This window comes from Streptomyces sp. NPDC046859 (genome assembly GCF_040645135.1).
Lineage (GTDB): Bacteria > Actinomycetota > Actinomycetes > Streptomycetales > Streptomycetaceae > Streptomyces.
The window spans coordinates 90,349-107,404 of record NZ_JBEYXR010000018.1 but is presented as its reverse complement, the minus strand read 5'-3'; the positions used below and the strand labels follow the sequence as shown (position 1 = coordinate 107,404).

Sequence of the window (17,056 nt, the reverse complement as noted above, 5' to 3'; positions counted from 1 at the left end):
GCCGCCGGTGCTCAGGGAGCAGGCGAGTCGAGGACGACACAGGCGTTGTGGCCCCCGAAGGCGAAGCTGTTGCTGATCACCGGGCCGTCCGGGATCTTGCGCGGTTCACCGACGACCACGTCCAGCTCGCAGCGCGGGTCCAGCCTGGTCAGATGGGCTGTGGGCGGAGCGATCCCCTCGCGCACGGACAGCGCCGTGACCACGGCCTCCAGCGCCCCCGCCAGCCCCAGACCGTGCCCGGTCACCGCCTTCGGAGCGGTCACGGGCACCCGCCGCGGCCCGAACAGGGCGCTGATGGCCCGCGCCTCCGCCAGGTCGTTCAACTCGGTTCCGGTGCCGTGCGCGTTGACATGGGTGACGGCGTCGGCGGTGGTCCCCGCGTCGGCGAGCGCCTGCTCCATGCAGGCCCGCGCGCCCGTCCCGTCCGGGTGGGGCGCCGTGAGGTGGTAGGCGTCGGAGGTGCGTCCGTACCCGGTGAGCGTCGCGTACACGCGCGCACCGCGCGCCCGGGCCAGGTCGAGCCGCTCCAGCACCAGGAAGGCGGCGCCCTCGGCCAGCACGAAACCCTGCCGTGCGGCGTCGAACGGCCGTGACGCGGAGGCTGGTTCGGCACAGGAGGTGACCATCGCGCCGGCCCGCCCGAAGGCCAGCGCGGTCGTCGGCGTCAGAGGGCTGTCGTGCCCCCCGGCGACCACGACGTCCGCGCATCCCGACCGGATCATCTGCAGTGCCTCGCCCACGGCGTGCGTACCGGAGGAGCAGGCGGTGGACACCGTCAGGCTGGGCCCGGTGACGTCGAGCTTGGCGGTGATCCAGTACGCGCCCGCGTTGTTCATCAGCCGGGGCGCGTAGAGCACGTCGGGCTGCCCGAGGCCGTTCTCCTGGCTGACCACCCCGCCGTAGCCGGTGCCGGTGACCACCGCGCGCCGCGCGGGCGGCACGTGCAGCCCCCCGGCGTCGGTGACGGCGTCCAGGGCCGCGCACACCGCCAGCTGCACCGAACGGTCCGTGCGCCGCACCTCCTTGGGAGCGAGGTACCCGGCCGTGTCGAAGCCGTGCATCGCCGACGCCGGGTGCACGACGGTGCCGTCGGCGTCGAAGGAGTGCAGCGAGACCGCCGAACGGCCGTGCAGCAGGTTGTCCCACAGCTCGTCCGGACTCGAGCCGGCCGCGCAGCGGACCCCGAGGCCGGTGACGGCGACGGCGGGGCGGCCGGTCATCGGCCCACGGAGCTGTGGAGGCCGGGGACCCCGGCGCGCAGCCGCACGATCAGATCGGCGACATCACCCACGGTGGACACCCCGGTCTTGTCGGTGCCCCGCAGGGACACCCCGAACATCTCCTCGGACGCCACCTCGAGTTCGGTGATGTCCAGGCTGTCGGCGCCCAGGTCGGCGACCAGCCGGGCGTGCGGCACCACCGCCTCCGCCGGCACGGACATCACCCGCGCGCACAGCGGGCGCAGCGCTTCCCATACGTGGCCGTGTTCCGCTTCCATCCAACTGCCTCCCTCTTGTGGTGCCGTCAGGGCACTGACGGCGTCGTCGTCCGCGCCCAGGTCCCGAACTCCGTGACGACCGCGTCGGCGAGCCGTCCGGCGTCGTCCGGGCGCAGGTGGGACACGACGGTGAGCGTGAACGCGTCCCCCACCTGGGCCACGGCGAAGCTGGCGGTGCCCGGACGCTGCAGGGGCGGGAGCCCCACCGTGCGCACGAGGCGGCGCCCTTCGAACGTGCCGGCCGCGCCGGGCCATTTCAGGGCCGTGGTGGCGGTCGCGGCGAAACAGGTGTGGCGGCCCCGGCCGGTCAGCAGCCGGGTCACCCAGGGCCCCGTGCGGCGAACCGCTTCTGCAGCGGGGAAGAGCACGCCGGCGTGGACGGCCGCCCGGTCGGGGACCGTGGCCAGCGCGGCCTGGCAGGCGCGCAGCCGGGCCACGGGGCCGTCCACGTCGACGGGCAACGGCACCCGGACCACCGTGACGGTGTTGCCGAGTTCCGTGGTGTTCGTCCGGGTGCGCAGATCGCAGGGCACCGCCGTGTACACGGGTTCGTCCCGTGCGCGCCAGTCCCGGACAGGGCCGTAGCGTGCGCGCAGCGCTCCGGCGACGGCGGCCACCAGCAGTTCGTTGAGTGTGGCGCCCCGGCCGTCGGCGGGCTGGCGGCGGGCCGACCGCACGGTCTGCGCGGCCAGTTCACGCACCGCGACCGACGGGCGGGCCTCACCCGGCGGCCGCAGCGGGACGGACTGTCCGGCGACCGTCATGGTCCTGAGTTCCCGGCCCGCCGCACGCAGCCCGGGCCGGACCGGCGCCGGCCGGGCCGCACCGCGCGCCGCGGCGGGCTCGTCCACCAGGGCCCGCATCAGCGTCGCGAGGGACCGCCCGTCGAGCAGGGTGTGCTGGGCGACCAGAGCGAGCGCGAAGTCACCGCCGTACGCCGCGCCGGGGACGACATACAGCCGCCAGGGCGGGAGGCCGCCGGGCAGCGGCCGGTCCACGCTCGTGGACCACAGGCCGTCCAACCCGGCCGGTGCGACGGCCACATGGGCACCGGGGTCGAAGGGTCCCGGTACGGTCCAGCGCGTGCCGCCCGCTCCGCCCGCGGGTCGGTCCAGCACCTGGTGCATCCGCTCCAGGCCGGACCACCGCTCGGCGACGCGGGCCCGCACCCGGTCCGGTGCGGGCGGCTCACCGGAGAAGACGGCGGCCAGGCCGATGACTCCGGGGCAGCCGTTGATCAGCAGCATCTCGTCGGCGTAGGACAGTCGCGTGCGGGGGATCTTCAGCAAGGTCGACTTGCCCAAGGGACCACTCCTCGCCGTCCGTTCCGTCGGGCCTCGTGAGCCGACGCGATCAACCATACACGTAGAGTCACACACGTTCACACAGCGTTGCCGGTGGCGGCAGTCCAACGCCCGCCCCGTGACGGAGCGGGCGTGAACCGGGCGCTTCCCGCGACTACTTGAGGGCGGCGCTGTTGCAGCCCATGTCGGAGCCGAGGTGGCTGGGCTGGGCGCCCGGGGAGCCCTCGCCGTTGAGGGCGTTGGCCAGCGCGCCGTTCAGGGCGCCGAGGTTGCCCAGGACGTCGATGTTCATGTCGTGCGAGCGGCACTCGATGCCCTGCGTGATGTCCACGTCGTGGGCCCTGCCCTCACCGTGGGCCAGGGCGGTGCCGGCGCCGAACGAGCCGACGCTGCCGAGGACGGCGCCCACGAGGGCCACCTTGTGGAGCTTGCGCATGTTCTCTCCGTTGGTCTTGCGATTGAGGGGGTGTGCGGCGGATCGGTGCGGTGATCAGCCGAGGCGGGGCAGACCCAGCTGGCCCACCGGGGGCGCGGCGACCTGGCCCAGGCCGAGGCCGGGCACCTGCGGCGCGCTGGCCGGCGAGATCAGCGGGTTGATCAGCGGGTTCACCTCAGGGTTGACCTGCGGGTTCACCTGCGGGGCGACACGCGGCGCCGGCTCCGGGCTGAAGACCTGCGGAGCGGAGACGTGCGGGGCGACCTGCGGCATGACCTGCGGAGCGGCCTGCGGCGTCACCTGCGGCACGACCTGCGGCGCCGCCTGCTGCGGAGCGGCGAGCTGCGGAGCGGCAGCGGGGGTCGCGGCCTGCGCGAAGCCGCCCGAGGTGGCGGTGGCGCTGGCGTAGCCGGCGGGCTCCTGCGGGGCGGCCACCGGAGCGGGAGCCGGGGCCGGTGCCGGCGCTGGCGCCGGTGCCACGTACTGCGGCGCCGGCTGCGGACGGCTGACGGCCGCCGTGCCCTCCGAACGGGACGTCGCCGCCGCGGCCACCGGTGCGCTCTGCGGCGGCGCCTGGTACTGCGGAGCGGCCACCGGTGCGCTCTGCGGCGGCGCCTGGTACTGCGGAGCGGGGGCCGGGACGTACTGCGGCGGCGCCTGGTACTGCGGAGCCGGAGCCGCGTACTGCGGCGGCGCCTGGTACTGCGGAGCCGGAGCCGCGTACTGCGGCGGCGCCTGGTACTGCGGTGCGGGAGCCGGTGCCGGGGCCGCGTACTGCGGCGCCGGGTATCCGGGAGCGGGAGCCGGGGCGGCACCGCTGTACCCGACGGGATAGTCGGCGGCCTCGCTCACGCCGGCACCGATGGCGGTGAGACCGCCTGCCGCCGCTACGACGAGCGCGGCCTTGTGAAGCTTGCGCATGGAAACCCTCGGCCCTTCATTACCTGTGCAGGGAAATCCGTATTAATTCAGTGGGATGTCGCGTGCGCTCAGTCTGATATTCGTACTGCGCCCTTACAGGGGTAATGCCTGAGCTGTCATGTGGACTTCACGCCTTCCTGCTGGGGAACGACTACGAGAGCGACCAGGTCACGGCACTCCGAATTCCGTCACTCAAATGCCACCGGTCATATCAAAGCACTCAGCGGCAAACGGGTGACCGCGCATTCCGGAACGTGACCGCACAAGCCGCCGTGTCGTTCCCCGCACAGGGATCGGAGCGACGTGGTCCGTCGCAGTCGCATTTCCGTACGTCCATGCACAGGTCAATGAAGGGCCGAGTTCCATGCGCAAGCTTCACCAGGTCGCGCTCGTCGTAGCAGCAGCCAGTGGTCTGTCGGCGATCGGCGCGGGCCCCAGCCTCGCCGGGGGGACGCCCGCCGGTTACGGCGGCGGCGCCCCCGCCGCGCCGCAGCAGGACGCCCAGGCCGGTTCGTGGACCAACTCCCAGGCCAGCGTGCAGTCCTCCAACCTGCCGGCCGCCCAGCGCCAGGCGGCCGCCCCGGCCGCGGCACCGCAGCGCGGCGCGGAGGTCAGTCCGCAGGTCAGCCCCCAGCTGAGCCCGAAGATCAGCCCCCAGGTCAACCCGCAGCCCGCCGCCGCGCCGTCCGGCCCGGTCCAGCAGGCCAACCTCTTCCGTCCGTACCAGGAGTGCAGCCCGCAGAGCCTGCTCAACGCGGCCGTCCCGGTCGCGGTGCTCGCCGCCGCCGAGACCCGGGGCATCGACTGCGACCAGGCCAACAGCCAGGCCAACTCCCTCGCCCACGCCCACGCCTCACGCTGACCCGCGGCAACGCCGCCGCCAACCGGCTCGAACGGCAGGGCGGTTCGGACGGCGCCCCGGCATCCGGTGTGAACCGGGCGCCGGGGCGCCGTCTTCCGCGATGCGACTTTTCGGGTGCTTCCGGAGCGACATCGCCCGACGCGGCGTGCCGTTCCGGACATATCGGATTGTCCCTATTAATCTCCGGTGACTGTAAGAAGTCGATCTCTCACGGATCGCATCCCACCTCACTCCACCGGAGATGACATGCACAAGCTTCGCAAGGCCGCCGTCGTGGTCGCCGCCCTCGGCACCGTCGGGTTCCTGGGCGCCGGCACGGCCACCGCGCACGGCGACGAGGGCCACGGCAAGAGCGGCGGCGACAAGTACAGCGTCCTGCAGAGCTCCAACTGCAAGTCGCACGACCTGAACCTGGACATCCTCGGCGAGGTCGGCATCCTCAACGGCCTGCTGGGCAGCGCGCTCAACGGCGAGGGCGACCCGGGCGCGCAGGAGACCCACCTCGGCTCGACGATGGGCTGCAACAACAGCGCCTTCTGAGCCACCCCGGGCCGCACCGCCGGCCCGAGCAGGGCCATGTCCCGGCGCCGGACCGCGAGTCCGGCGCCGGGACTGCTTTTTGCCGCCAATTCGTGGGCGCACACGCGAATTCACATGCCATCGGCCAACGCGGTGAGACTTTTCCGAATTCGGGCGCGCCGCCCATTGCTTTGAAATACTTCTTATTAGTCTCCGTAACTGTACGGACGCGGTCCATGACGGACCGCAACACCCTCCACTCCACCGGAGATGAACATGCACAAGCTCCACAAGGCCGCCGTCGTGGTCGCCGCGCTCGGCACCGTCGGACTCCTGGGCGCGGGAACCGCCCAGGCCGACCAGGGCGGCTGGGGCCAGAAGACGGGCAGCAGCGTCAGCGTTCTGCAGAGCAGCACCTGCCGTTCGCACGACGCCAACGTCGACATCCTGGGCCAGGTCGGCATCGCCAACGGCCTGGGCGGCAACCTGCTGAACGGCGAAGGCAACCCCGGCGCGCAGGAGACGAGCCTCGGCTCCTCCATGGGCTGCAACAACAGCGCCTTCGGCAAGTGACGTAAGGGAGTTCTCTCCCGAGGTGCCCCCGGCCGCCGGCCGGGGGCACCCGTCGTTCGGCCGGGCGGCCTCCGTCCGGGACACGAAGAAGCCGGACCCGGATCACTCCGGGCCCGGCTTCTTCGTGTGGGGCAGGCGTCAGAAGTCGAACTTGGGGAGCTTGAACCCCTTCGGCAGCTCCGCCCGGTTGTTGCACTCGATGACGGGACCCGAGTCCGTGGCGCCCTCGTCCACCGCCCTGCCGTCGACGCCGACGAAACGCGGCCGCTCGGTCGTCGAGCAGTCCTGCTTCTGCTGGACCACGTAGCCGTTGCGCTTGTCCTTGCGGACGACCTCGGTCTTCTTGACGCAGACGATGTCGCCCTGCGACGTGATGGTGCAGACCCCCTTGGAGTCGTCCGCGAACGCGGGTGCGGCACCGCCGTACAGGACGGCGAGCGCTCCGATGAGCCCCGAGACGGTTGCGATCTTCTGTCGACCGGTCATGTGCTGCGTTCCTCTTGTCCTGGAGTTGGTCGAGTTTCGAAAAACCCGTCGCCCGGCGCGAACTCGTACGCGCCCGGCGACGGCACCGCCGCAGCCCGGCCGCGCACCCCGAAGGGTCTGCCGCGCGGCCGGGCTGCGAGTCGCTGAGGGTTTCACCGGCACACCGCGTGCGGCGTACCGGGGGAATCCGGTGCGAGGCCCTGAATCTCGTGCACCGGTTTCCCGCGGGGAGATGCTTACTTGGCGGCGTACTCGCCGTAGCCGTACTCCGGGGCGGCAGCCTCGGGAGCGGCCTCCGAGGCGACCGGCTGAGCGGCCTCGGGGGCGGCGACCGGAGCAGCCTCGGGAGCGGCCTCGGGAGCGGCCTCGGGAGCGGCCTCGGGGGCGGCGACCGGGGCAGCCTCGGGAGCGGCGACGGGAGCGGCCTCCGGCGCGGCCTGCGGCTCGGCGGCCACAGGAGCGGCCTCCGGACCGACGGCCTTCTCGGCCTGCGGGGCACCCGCCGTGGCGACGGCGTTGGCCGAGGAGTTGGCCACCGCGGTGACGACCTGCCCCTCCGTCTCACCCTCGTCGGCGAAAGCGGTACCGGCACCGATACCGAAGGCGGACAGCCCCGCGAGAGCCGCGGCTACCACCGCGACGCGCTGAAACCTGCGCATGGATTGACCCTTTCTTCCCGGGCACGAAGCCCTGGTTGACTACTTAATGTGAGCATATACAGTCAATCCGTAGCAATTTGGGATCTTTCGCTGTCGTGGGAGGCGTGTCGGCGCCGTTTTCCTTCAAGGGAAAACGACGTCACCCCGGGTCCTGGTCACGGGCCGGAAGGGAGGGTCACCCAATTGCCGAATTACCGGGCCAGGCACACAAAAAAGCGACGGCCGGATCAGGTCTCCCTGATTCCGGCCGTCCGCTGCTTCGTCCGTACCGCGGTCGTCCGCTCAGCCCAGGAGGCGGGCGATGAGCGGGCTCACCTCGCTCCGCTCGCCGCTGTCGGCGGGGGCCGCGGGCGCCGGCTCGTTCATGTCGGCGCACGTGATCTGGGGGCCGATCCGGGTCTTCCCGTTGGACAGGACACCGGGGGCGGGCAGGGTGAGGGGCTGCGACGGCTGGCAGTTCACGCTGCGCCGCAGGACGAAGTCCTCGCCCTCGGGCGTCTGCCCGGTGACCGTCTGGGTGCAGATGATGTTGCCCTGCGCGTCCACGGCGCAGGCGGGGTTCGCGGCGTGGGCCTGCCCGGCGCCGAGGCCGGCCAGGGCGAGGCCGCCGAGCAGCCCCGAGACAGCCAGGATCTTCTTGCCGTTGAACATGTGTTGCGTCTCCTTCGTGGGGGTGGGCCCGGACACGCCTTCCCGGGGGCCGCCCAGGAACGGGCCCCCTCGGGGGTGACTCCGAAGGGGCCCGGGGAAGGCGTCGCGCACGACTACGCCGCCGACTGTCAGCGGGTGAAGGCGTTGTTGAACTGACCGCAGGTGGTGTCGAAGGTCTCGGAGAGGCCGAGGACGGCGACCGGGACGTCGGTGGCGGCCACGGTCTGCGGGCTGCACTCCTGGTACGGGCGGTACATGTCGGTCACGGACGGCTTGGCGTCGTGGGCGACGCTCGTGCCGGCGCCGATGGCGGTGAGCCCGCCGGCGGCGGCAGCGGCGATCATGACCTGGTGAAGCTTGCGCATGGAACCCTCGGATTTCATTACATGTACATGAGGCTGATTGCCCACTGTGACTGCGTGAACACTAGCAGTAGCCACCCTATTCCATGACGGCACATGTCCCGTGTCCCCGGCGGGACATGGAGGTGTGAAAGGGGACGGGAAAAGACGTGCGGGGCGGCCTCTTTCGAGTCGCCGCCCCGCAGTTGCGAAGAGCCCCCTGTCGGATTCGAACCGACGACCTGCTGTTTACAAGACAGCCGCTCTGGACCAACTGAGCTAAGGAGGCATGCGCGCGGTGTCACGCACGCGCCCGTGCAGTGTACCCACCTCGGCAGCGGGCTCCGCCGAGAATTTCCGCGAAGTTCACATGCTCCATGTACTGACAGACCAGGCGAACGCCAGGTAGCGTCCAGTGCCAGTCCGCGCAAGTGGACTACACCAACCACCTTCCTACAACGGATCGTCCGGCACGTTCCTGCCGGTAGAAGGGGGCCCATTCACCATGGCCACTGTCTCGTTCGACAAGGCGACCCGGATCTACCCGGGTTCCGACAAGCCCGCCGTCGACGCACTCGACATCGAGATCGCGGACGGCGAGTTCCTCGTCCTGGTCGGCCCGTCCGGCTGCGGCAAGTCCACCTCGCTCCGGATGCTCGCGGGGCTCGAGGACGTCAACGCCGGAGCCATCCGTATCGGTGACCGCGACGTCACGCACCTGCCGCCCAAGGACCGGGACATCGCCATGGTGTTCCAGAACTACGCGCTGTACCCGCACATGACGGTCGCCGACAACATGGGCTTCGCGCTCAAGATCGCCGGTGTGCCGAAGGCGGAGATCCGCCAGAAGGTCGAGGACGCCGCGAAGATCCTCGACCTCACCGAGTACCTGGGCCGCAAGCCCAAGGCCCTCTCCGGCGGTCAGCGCCAGCGTGTGGCGATGGGCCGTGCCATCGTGCGTGAGCCGCAGGTCTTCCTCATGGACGAGCCGCTGTCCAACCTGGACGCCAAGCTCCGTGTCTCCACCCGTACCCAGATCGCGTCGCTGCAGCGCCGCCTCGGCATCACCACCGTCTACGTCACCCACGACCAGGTCGAGGCCATGACGATGGGCGACCGTGTGGCGGTCCTCAAGGACGGTCTGCTCCAGCAGGTCGACACCCCGCGCAACATGTACGACCGCCCCGCGAACCTCTTCGTCGCCGGCTTCATCGGCTCCCCGGCCATGAACCTGGTCGAGGTCCCGATCGCCGACGGCGGCGTGAAGTTCGGCAACTCCGTCGTCCCGGTCGACCGTGACGCGCTCTCCGCGACCACCGACAAGACGGTCACCGTCGGTGTCCGCCCCGAGCACTTCGACGTGGCCGGCCCCGACTCGGACCAGGGTCTCGCCGTCACGGTGAACGTGGTCGAGGAGCTCGGCGCCGACGCCTACGTCTACGGCACCGCCAAGGTCGGCGGCGACGACTCCAAGGACCTCGTGGTCCGCGTCAGCGGCCGTGACGTCCCGGAGAAGGGCAGCACGCTGCACATCGTCCCGCGTTCCGGTGAGACCCACGTCTTCTCGACGTCGACGGGCGAGCGCCTGTCCGACTGAGCCGGAGACCACCGGGTGAGGCACCCGCGGTGAACGAGGAGGGCCCCGCAGATCCCTGCGGGGCCCTTTTCCATGTCGACAAATACCCCGGCATACCGGGCATTTCGAATGATGTGCGTCAACACGCAACACACGAAAGGGGAGTGGTCGTCCCTCGAACCGGTGACTAAATGTCGCCATATCCGCACTGAACGCTACCCTCACTCGCGTGAAGCACTCCACCACCCAACAGACACGACGCGGCCACCGGGGCCCCGCCCGCCAGCTCGGCCGCACTCTCGCCCTCGTCCTGCCCGTCGTCCTGGTGCTCTCCGGGACACTCGCGGTCACCCGGGTCAACTGGTCGGGGAACTCCTCGGACTCGGTGCTCACGGCGACCGACGTCACGAGCGTCGGCGGTGCGAAGAACGCCGCCCCGCGCGCTCCGCAGGACGTGCTGCGCGACCGGCTGCTGACCGAACTGCAGGAGAAGAACCCGGGGGTCGCCCTGACCCATCTCCAGCAGGCGGTCGACGAACGCCCCTCGCTGGGCCGGCACTGCGCGTCCATCGCCCGCGCCCTCGGCCGCGCCGCGGTCCGCGCGTACGGCCCGAACCGCGCGCAGTCCTTCGCCCGGCCCGTCTGCGACACCGCGTTCGCGTCGGGGGTGGCGGCCGCCCACAGCTGACCGGGTGCCTCCGCGGAGGCACCCTCGCGCTTCCGGACGGTTACGTCCGATGGCGGAACGGTTTCCCGCGCATGCCCGGAGCGGGGCGCCGCGTACAGTGCGGTCATGACTGATCCGAACGCCGCGTCCCGCCCCGTTCAAGCCGTCGTCCTGGCCGGTGGCCAGGGCTCCCGGCTGCGCCCGTACACCGACGACCGGCCCAAGCCGATGGTCGAGATCCCCGGCACGGGGACGCCGATCATCGGCCATCAGCTCGTCTGGCTCGCCGAGGAAGGCGTGACGGACGTCGTGATCAGCTGCGGGCATCTCGCCGAGGTGCTCCAGGAGTGGCTGAAGACAGCCGACCTGCCGGTGCGCGTCACGACCGTCGTCGAGACCGAGCCCCTCGGCCGCGGCGGCGGTCTGAAGTACGCCGCCGCCCATCTCCCGCACCCCGACCAGCCCTGGTACGCCACCAACGGCGACATCTGGACGCGTTTCTCGCTGCGCGACATGGCCGACTTCCACGCCGAGCGTGACGCCGTCGCCACCCTCGCCCTCGCGCGGCCGCGTATCCCCTGGGGCGCCGTGAAGACGGACGGCTTCGGGCACATCACGGACTTCATCGAGGCCCCGCCGTCGACCTTCGAGATCAACGCGGGCGTCTACGTCTTCTCCCCCGTCTTCGCCGGCCTGCTGCCCGAACGCGGCGACCACGAGCGCACCACGTTCCCCCATCTCGCCCGCGAACGGCGCCTGTACGGCTTCCCGATCCCGCAGGGCGCGTACTGGAGGGCCATCGACACCGCGAAGGACCTCACGGAGGCCGCGAAGGAACTGGCGGGGCTGGGCCGCTGAGCGCCGCCCGGCGGCCGTACGACGGCGCCGCACAGCGGAAGGGGCCCCGGACACGAGATGTCCGGGGCCCCTTCGCCGTCCTGCGGTGCCGGCTACCCCAGCAGACCGCCCACCAGGCCGGGCCGGTCCGGCTCGGAGCCGCCGCCCGCGGAGCCGCCTCCGCCGGAGGCCGGGCCGCCGGACGTCGGATCGGTGGTGCTGGGCTCCTGGTCGGTCGGCGAGGACTGCTGGGGCGGCGCCTGCCCGGCCGTCCCCTGCGTCTGGCTGGGCGTCCCGACACCGGTCGAGCCGGTGTCACGGCTGGCACCCGGGGCGCTCGCCGCGCCGGACGGCGACGCGGCGCCCGAGGTCGCGCCCTGCGTCGGAGAATTGGAGGCCGACGGCGTCTTCCGGTGCCGCTTGTGGGGCTCCTGCGGCAGGGGCGAACCCGGCAGTTCGTTGCGCGGGGCCTCACCCGGGCCGGGCACCACCACACGGTCGGCGTCCCGGACGGCACCGCCGAGCAGGGAGCCGACGAGCAGGGTCAGCCCGGTGGCGAGCGCCGTGATCAGGGCGCCGCGGCGCAGCACGTACTGGCGCAGCTCCCAGATGTCGGAGCGGGGGCCGAGCCGGCGCCAGGCCATGCCCGCGAGGCGTCCGTCGACGGAGTAGACGGGCGCGCCGGCGATGATCAGCGGGGACCAGGCGGCGAGGTAGATGATGTCGGGCGCGTCGTAGACCGGGACGCTCTTCCAGCTGACGGTGACCAGCAGCGCGGCGGACAGCAGCGCGCCGACGACCGCGGCGACCCGCTGCCAGCACCCCAGGACCGTGAGGACGCCCACGATGACCTGGAAGAAGGCGATCACGAGGCCGGAGCCGACCGGGTGCGCCAGCGCGAACTGGCGCAGCGGCTCGGCGACTTCCCACGGGTGCAGGGTGTTGAGCCAGGTCACCATGGAGCCGCGCTTGCCGCCGTCGAAGTAGACGGGGTCGCACAGCTTGCCCATGCCGGCGTAGATCGAGATGAAGCCGAGGAAGACGCGCAGCGGGAGCAGGACGACGCCGAGGTTCATCCGGCGCCCGGGGAAGTACGCGTGCCGGGCGGGATCGTCGCCGGAGCGCCTGGGCGCCGTCTCGGTCCCGTCGTCCGCCTCGTCGGCGTCGTCGTGCGGCCCGAAGTCGTCGGCGGTGTACGCGAACTCCTCGTCGTACGCGCTCTCGACCGTGCGCATGTGGGGCAGCAGACGGGTCTGCAGGGACTCGTCGTGCGTGCGCTGCGCGCCCACGATCGGGGTCTCGACGGTCCGGGTCAGGTCGTCGTCGTAGCCGCCGTCGTCGTAGCCGCCGGCATAGCCGGCGCCGACGTCGACGCGCGGGATGACCTGGGTGCCGCCCCCGTAGGGCGCCGGTTCGTCACCGTGCCGGACGCTGCCGTCCCGTGCGGCCTGGAGGAGGCGGTGGGCGCCGGTGTCGTCGGGCGCCGACATGCCGTTCCAGACGGACACCCGGCGCCGGGCGCCGGACGCCGCGCCCGCGGCGTTGGCGACGGGCACGCGGGCGCGGTTCTCGGTGGCGCTCAGGTGCCGTGCGATCCGCTGGGACGTGGGGCGCCCGGTCGACGCGCCCAGCAGCACGCGGAAGCTCGCGTGATTGACGATGATCTGCGCCGGATCGCTCGGCACCTTCACCATGCTCAGCGCGGGAGCGTCGTCGTATCCCGACGAGCGGTCCCCCGTGGGAGTGCGGGGTGTTCTGGTGTCCACGCTCAACTAACCGAGTGACGTGAGGTTAGGACACTGCTTTGACCGGTCCGATCTGTCCGGACCCCGTCAAGGATGCGCAGGTCGCACCACTGTCACCGCAATTAGCCCGCACGGGTGACCCCACGGACAGGTGTTCAGCGGCGCCGGCGGGCCGCCTCGTACAGCACGATCCCCGCCGCCACACCGGCGTTGAGCGACTCCGCGCCACCGGGCATGGGGATGCGGACCCGGACGTCGCACGTCTCGCCGACCAGGCGCGACAGACCCTTGCCCTCGCTGCCGACGACGATGACGACCGGGCCGTCCAGGGCCTGCAGGTCACCGAGATCGGCCTCCCCGTCGGCGGCGAGACCGACGACCACGAGGCCCGCCTTCTTGTACGCCTCCAGCGCGCGGGTGAGATTCGTCGCCCGGGCGACCGGCGTCCGGGCCGCCGCGCCCGCGGACGTCTTCCAGGCACCGGCCGTCATGCCCGCCGCGCGCCGCTCGGGCACGACGACGCCGTGACCGCCGAACGCGGAGACCGAGCGCACGACCGCCCCCAGGTTGCGCGGGTCGGTCACCCCGTCGAGGGCGACGATGAGCGGGTCCTCGCCCGCGTCCGCCGCCGCGCCCGCCAGGTCCTCGGGGTGCGCGTACTCGTACGGCGGGACCTGCAGGACGAGGCCCTGGTGGTTCAGGCCGTTCGTCATGCGGTCCAGCTCGGGGCGCGGGGCCTCCATGAGGTTGATGCCGCCGCGCTCGGCGGCGAGCTGGAGGGCCTCGCGGACGCGCTCGTCGTTGTCGATGAACTGCTGCACGTAGAGGGTGCTGGCGGGCACGCCCTCACGCAGCGCCTCGACGACCGGGTTACGGCCGACGACCAGCTCCGAGGTGCCCTTGCCGCCGCGGCCGCGCGGCGTGGGACGGCGTACGGCCTGCTTCGCCTTGGCGTTGGAGATGCGGTTCTTCTTGTGCCCCTTGCGCATCTCGGCGGGCGGCGTCGGACCCCGGCCTTCGAGACCCTTGCGTCGCTGGCCGCCACTGCCGACCTGCGCGCCCTTCTTGCCGGACATGCGGCGGTTGTTCGCGGCCATGACCTACCTGTCTGTCGTGAGCGTTCGAAAGTACGTACCGTGCAGTGTGCCGCCCGGAGGGCCGGGCGGCACAATCGATCTTCCCCGGGAGCCGGTCCGGTCAGCGCGGGCCGAGGCTCCAGCGCGGACCCTGCGGGCTGTCCTCGATGACGAGTCCGGACTGGTTGAGCTGGTCGCGGATGGCGTCCGCGGTCGCCCAGTCCTTGCGAGAGCGGGCCGCCTCGCGCTGGTCGAGGACCATCCGGACGAGGGTGTCCACCACGCCGTGCAGGTCCTCGCCCCGGTCGGTCTCACCGGCCCAGTGCGCGTCGAGCGGGTCCAGGCCCAGCACGCCGAGCATGGCCCGCACCTCGGCGAGGCGCGCCACGGCGGCCTCCTTGTCGTCGGCGGCCAGCGCGCTGTTGCCCTGCCGGACCGTCGTGTGCACGACCGCGAGCGCCTGCGGGACGCCGAGGTCGTCGTCCATCGCCTCGGCGAACGCCGGCGGCACGTCGGCGGAGGGCTCGACGACGCCGGCCTTCTCCACGACGCGCTGCACGAAGCCCTCGATCCGGGCGAACGCCGACTCGGCCTCGCGCAGGGCCTCCTCGCTGTACTCGATGGTCGAGCGGTAGTGCGGGGTGCCCAGGTAGTAGCGCAGGACGATCGGGCGCCACTGCTTGACCATCTCGGACACCAGCACGCTGTTGCCGAGGGACTTCGACATCTTCTCGCCGCTCATGGTGACCCAGGCGTTGTGCACCCAGTACTGGGCGAACTCGTCGCCGTAGGCCTTGGCCTGGGCGATCTCGTTCTCGTGGTGCGGGAAGATCAGGTCGAGTCCGCCGCCGTGGATGTCGAAGGCGGGGCCCAGGTACTTGTGGGCCATCGCCGAGCACTCCAGGTGCCAGCCGGGACGGCCCCGGCCCCACGGCGTCTCCCAGGAGGGCTCACCGGGCTTGGCGGCCTTCCACATCGCGAAGTCGCGCGGGTCCCGCTTGCCCGTGATGCCCTCCTCGGTGGGCTGGCGCATCTCGTCGAGGTCCTGCCGGGACAGCTCCAGGTAGGAGGGCCAGGAGCGGACGTCGAAGTAGACGCTGCCGTCCGCCTCGTAGGCGTGACCGCGCTCGATGAGGCCGCGCATCATCTCGACCATCTCGGTGACATGGCCGGTGGCGCGCGGCTCGTACGTCGGCGGGAGGCAGCCGAGGGCGGTGTAGCCGTCGGCGAAGGCGCGCTCGTTCTCGTAGCCGATGGCCCACCAGGGGCGGCCCTGTTCGATGGACTTGGTGATGATCTTGTCGTCGATGTCCGTGACGTTCCTGATGAACGTCACGTCGTAGCCGCGGTACGCGAACCAGCGGCGCATGATGTCGAAGTTGAGACCGGAGCGGATGTGCCCGATGTGGGGCGCGGCCTGCACGGTGGCGCCACAGAGGTAGATCGAGACATGGCCCGGCTTGAGCGGGGTGAAGTCACGGATCTGCCGGGCGCTGGTGTCGTACAGCCGAATAGTCACGACACCTAGGGTAGTGGGCCGATCCCACTGCCCGGTGCCTTGGCGGCGATTCGCCGCCGTCCCGTCGCCGCGGCCGCCGTCACCCGTCCCCGGCGACCCGCACGACCAGCGCCGTCGCCACGGCCATCAGACCCTCGTCCCGGCCGGGGAAGCCGAGGCCGTCCGTGGTCGCGCCCGACACCGCCACCGGTGCCCCCGCCGCCTCGGAGAGGATCTTCTGGGCCTCGTCGCGCCGTTTGCCGATCTTCGGGCGGGGGCCGACGACCTGCACGGCGATGTTGCCGATCCGGAAGCCGGCCTCGCGCACGATGCGGGCGGCCTCCGTCAGCAGCACGGTCCCGGGCGCCCCCGACCACTCGGGGCGCCCGGTGCCGAAGTGCTGTCCGAGGTCGCCGAGCCCGGCCGCCGAGAACAGCGCGTTGCAGGCGGCGTGCGCGACGACGTCCGCGTCCGAGTGACCGGCGAGTCCGGGGCCCTCGCCCTCCCACTTGAGGCCGGCGCACCACAGTTCGCGGCCGTCCTCGAAGGCGTGGATGTCGGTGCCGATGCCGACCTGGGGCAGCGGGGGCGTCTCAGAAGCCATCGTTCAGCCTCCTGCGGGCGAGGACCGCCTCGGCGAGCACCAGGTCCAGGGGCCGGGTGACCTTGAAGGCCTCCTCGTGGCCGGGCACGACCACGACGGTCAGGCCCAGCCGCTCGACCATGCTCGCGTCGTCGGTGACGTCCTCGGTGACGGTCTCGTGCGCGCGGACCAGCGTGGCGCGGTCGAAACCCTGCGGGGTCTGCACGGCACGCAGCCGGGCGCGCGACGGGGTGGCCACCACCGGTTCGGGGGTGCCGGGCACGTCGGCGGGCTCCACCTCCTTGACCGTGTCGGCGAGCGGCAGGGCGGGCACGACGGCCGGCGCGCCGTCGCGGACGGCCTCGATGACGGCGTCCACCGTGTCGACGGGGACCAGCGGGCGGGCGGCGTCGTGCACCAGGACGATGTCGTGGTCCGGCGGCAGCGCGTCCAGGCCGAGCCGGACGGACTCCTGCCGGGACTCGCCCCCCGGCACGACCAGGAAGTCGGTGCGCTCGGGCAGCGCGTGCGCGTCGAGCAGGCTCTTGACCTCGGCGGCTCCCTCGGGCGGGGCCACGACCACCACCAGGGAGACGGAACGCGAGGCCGCCATGGCGCGGACGGCGTGGATGAGCATGGGCGTGCCGTTCAGCGCGCGGAGCGCCTTGGGGGCGCCCGGACCGAGGCGCACACCCCGTCCGGCGGCCGGGATCACGACGGCCGTGCGGGTGCCGGCGCGCGCTTGCGGGGGCGAGGGACGCGATTCGTCGGACATCGGTTCCTGTCAGGTTTGTGTGCTCGGCCCAGGTGGGTATGGCCTGGGC

The 17,056-nt window shown here is 72.0% G+C and carries 20 protein-coding genes and 1 tRNA gene; 6 read left to right on the top strand and 15 right to left on the bottom strand.

From position 1 onward, the window contains the following. Positions 1 to 11 precede the first annotated feature (11 nt). The 5 genes from ABZ899_RS25385 to ABZ899_RS25365 form a co-directional block, all read right to left on the bottom strand. Positions 12 to 1,220 carry a beta-ketoacyl-[acyl-carrier-protein] synthase family protein gene (locus ABZ899_RS25385; protein ID WP_361350240.1) on the bottom strand — a complete coding sequence of 403 codons (1,209 nt, stop codon included), beginning with the start codon at positions 1,218 to 1,220 and terminating at the stop codon, positions 12 to 14. Further along, entirely contained in the window at positions 1,217 to 1,498 is a 282-nt protein-coding gene (locus ABZ899_RS25380) for an acyl carrier protein (RefSeq protein ID WP_361350238.1), read from the bottom strand. Before ABZ899_RS25380 ends, ABZ899_RS25385 begins: the two co-directional genes overlap by 4 nt. 26 nt (positions 1,499 to 1,524) lie before the next feature. Then, positions 1,525 to 2,802, bottom strand: a complete 1,278-nt coding sequence (locus ABZ899_RS25375; RefSeq protein WP_361350236.1) for a wax ester/triacylglycerol synthase domain-containing protein — start codon at positions 2,800 to 2,802, stop codon at positions 1,525 to 1,527. A 154-nt stretch (positions 2,803 to 2,956) separates the two neighbouring features. Further along, positions 2,957 to 3,238, bottom strand: a complete 282-nt coding sequence (locus ABZ899_RS25370) for a hypothetical protein (protein WP_062669066.1) — start codon at positions 3,236 to 3,238, stop codon at positions 2,957 to 2,959. A gap of 54 nt (positions 3,239 to 3,292) precedes the next feature. After that, positions 3,293 to 4,159 carry a hypothetical protein gene (locus ABZ899_RS25365; protein ID WP_361350234.1) on the bottom strand — a complete coding sequence of 289 codons (867 nt, stop codon included), beginning with the start codon at positions 4,157 to 4,159 and terminating at the stop codon, positions 3,293 to 3,295. 364 nt (positions 4,160 to 4,523) lie between these two features. Here ABZ899_RS25365 and ABZ899_RS25360 point away from each other — a divergent pair, with 364 nt between their 5' ends. The 3 genes from ABZ899_RS25360 to ABZ899_RS25350 all read left to right on the top strand — a co-directional run bounded on the left by ABZ899_RS25360 (position 4,524) and on the right by ABZ899_RS25350 (position 6,113). Beyond that, positions 4,524 to 5,021 carry a hypothetical protein gene (locus ABZ899_RS25360; protein ID WP_361350232.1) on the top strand — a complete coding sequence of 166 codons (498 nt, stop codon included), beginning with the start codon at positions 4,524 to 4,526 and terminating at the stop codon, positions 5,019 to 5,021. Positions 5,022 to 5,267: 246 nt separating this feature from the next. Further along, positions 5,268 to 5,561 carry a hypothetical protein gene (locus ABZ899_RS25355; RefSeq protein ID WP_361350230.1) on the top strand — a complete coding sequence of 98 codons (294 nt, stop codon included), beginning with the start codon at positions 5,268 to 5,270 and terminating at the stop codon, positions 5,559 to 5,561. A gap of 255 nt (positions 5,562 to 5,816) precedes the next feature. Continuing rightward, on the top strand, positions 5,817 to 6,113 hold the full coding sequence (locus tag ABZ899_RS25350; protein ID WP_361350228.1) for a hypothetical protein: 297 nt from the start codon (positions 5,817 to 5,819) through the stop codon (positions 6,111 to 6,113). Between the two features lie 138 nt (positions 6,114 to 6,251). Here the strand turns inward: ABZ899_RS25350 and ABZ899_RS25345 are convergent, their stop codons facing one another. From ABZ899_RS25345 to ABZ899_RS25325, 5 genes are all read right to left on the bottom strand, one after another. Further along, positions 6,252 to 6,599 (bottom strand): hypothetical protein, encoded by a 348-nt coding sequence (locus ABZ899_RS25345; RefSeq protein WP_361350226.1) that lies wholly within the window; start codon positions 6,597 to 6,599, stop codon positions 6,252 to 6,254. Positions 6,600 to 6,835: 236 nt separating this feature from the next. After that, a complete protein-coding gene (locus tag ABZ899_RS25340) occupies positions 6,836 to 7,258 on the bottom strand; it encodes a hypothetical protein (RefSeq protein ID WP_361350224.1) in 423 nt (140 codons plus the stop codon). Positions 7,259 to 7,540: 282 nt separating this feature from the next. Then, positions 7,541 to 7,909: a hypothetical protein gene (locus ABZ899_RS25335; protein WP_361350223.1), complete on the bottom strand. Its 369-nt coding sequence runs from the start codon at positions 7,907 to 7,909 to the stop codon at positions 7,541 to 7,543. 128 nt (positions 7,910 to 8,037) lie between these two features. Further along, on the bottom strand, positions 8,038 to 8,274 hold the full coding sequence (locus ABZ899_RS25330; protein ID WP_361350221.1) for a hypothetical protein: 237 nt from the start codon (positions 8,272 to 8,274) through the stop codon (positions 8,038 to 8,040). A 190-nt stretch (positions 8,275 to 8,464) separates the two neighbouring features. After that, a tRNA-Thr gene (locus ABZ899_RS25325) sits at positions 8,465 to 8,539 on the bottom strand. Between the two features lie 216 nt (positions 8,540 to 8,755). Between ABZ899_RS25325 and ugpC the strand changes: the two genes are divergently transcribed. The 3 genes from ugpC (at position 8,756) to ABZ899_RS25310 (ending at position 11,351) form a co-directional block, all read left to right on the top strand. Then, positions 8,756 to 9,847, top strand: coding sequence for a sn-glycerol-3-phosphate ABC transporter ATP-binding protein UgpC (gene ugpC / locus ABZ899_RS25320; protein ID WP_361350220.1), 1,092 nt, complete (start codon positions 8,756 to 8,758; stop codon positions 9,845 to 9,847). A 208-nt stretch (positions 9,848 to 10,055) separates the two neighbouring features. Then, a complete protein-coding gene (locus tag ABZ899_RS25315; RefSeq protein WP_361350219.1) occupies positions 10,056 to 10,514 on the top strand; it encodes a hypothetical protein in 459 nt (152 codons plus the stop codon). 105 nt (positions 10,515 to 10,619) lie between these two features. Then, positions 10,620 to 11,351: a nucleotidyltransferase family protein gene (locus tag ABZ899_RS25310; RefSeq protein ID WP_361350217.1), complete on the top strand. Its 732-nt coding sequence runs from the start codon at positions 10,620 to 10,622 to the stop codon at positions 11,349 to 11,351. A gap of 92 nt (positions 11,352 to 11,443) precedes the next feature. Here the strand turns inward: ABZ899_RS25310 and ABZ899_RS25305 are convergent, their stop codons facing one another. From ABZ899_RS25305 to ispD, 5 genes are all read right to left on the bottom strand, one after another. After that, a complete protein-coding gene (locus ABZ899_RS25305; RefSeq protein ID WP_361350215.1) occupies positions 11,444 to 13,096 on the bottom strand; it encodes a DoxX family protein in 1,653 nt (550 codons plus the stop codon). A gap of 134 nt (positions 13,097 to 13,230) precedes the next feature. Beyond that, positions 13,231 to 14,172: a 23S rRNA (guanosine(2251)-2'-O)-methyltransferase RlmB gene (gene rlmB / locus ABZ899_RS25300; RefSeq protein WP_361350213.1), complete on the bottom strand. Its 942-nt coding sequence runs from the start codon at positions 14,170 to 14,172 to the stop codon at positions 13,231 to 13,233. Between the two features lie 100 nt (positions 14,173 to 14,272). Then, a complete protein-coding gene (cysS, locus tag ABZ899_RS25295; RefSeq protein WP_361350211.1) occupies positions 14,273 to 15,670 on the bottom strand; it encodes a cysteine--tRNA ligase in 1,398 nt (465 codons plus the stop codon). Between the two features lie 79 nt (positions 15,671 to 15,749). Then, positions 15,750 to 16,253, bottom strand: coding sequence for a 2-C-methyl-D-erythritol 2,4-cyclodiphosphate synthase (gene ispF / locus ABZ899_RS25290; RefSeq protein WP_361350209.1), 504 nt, complete (start codon positions 16,251 to 16,253; stop codon positions 15,750 to 15,752). After that, positions 16,243 to 17,007, bottom strand: a complete 765-nt coding sequence (gene ispD / locus ABZ899_RS25285) for a 2-C-methyl-D-erythritol 4-phosphate cytidylyltransferase (RefSeq protein ID WP_361350207.1) — start codon at positions 17,005 to 17,007, stop codon at positions 16,243 to 16,245. The genes ispF and ispD overlap by 11 nt, the downstream gene beginning before the upstream one ends. Between the last annotated feature and the right edge of the window lie 49 nt (positions 17,008 to 17,056).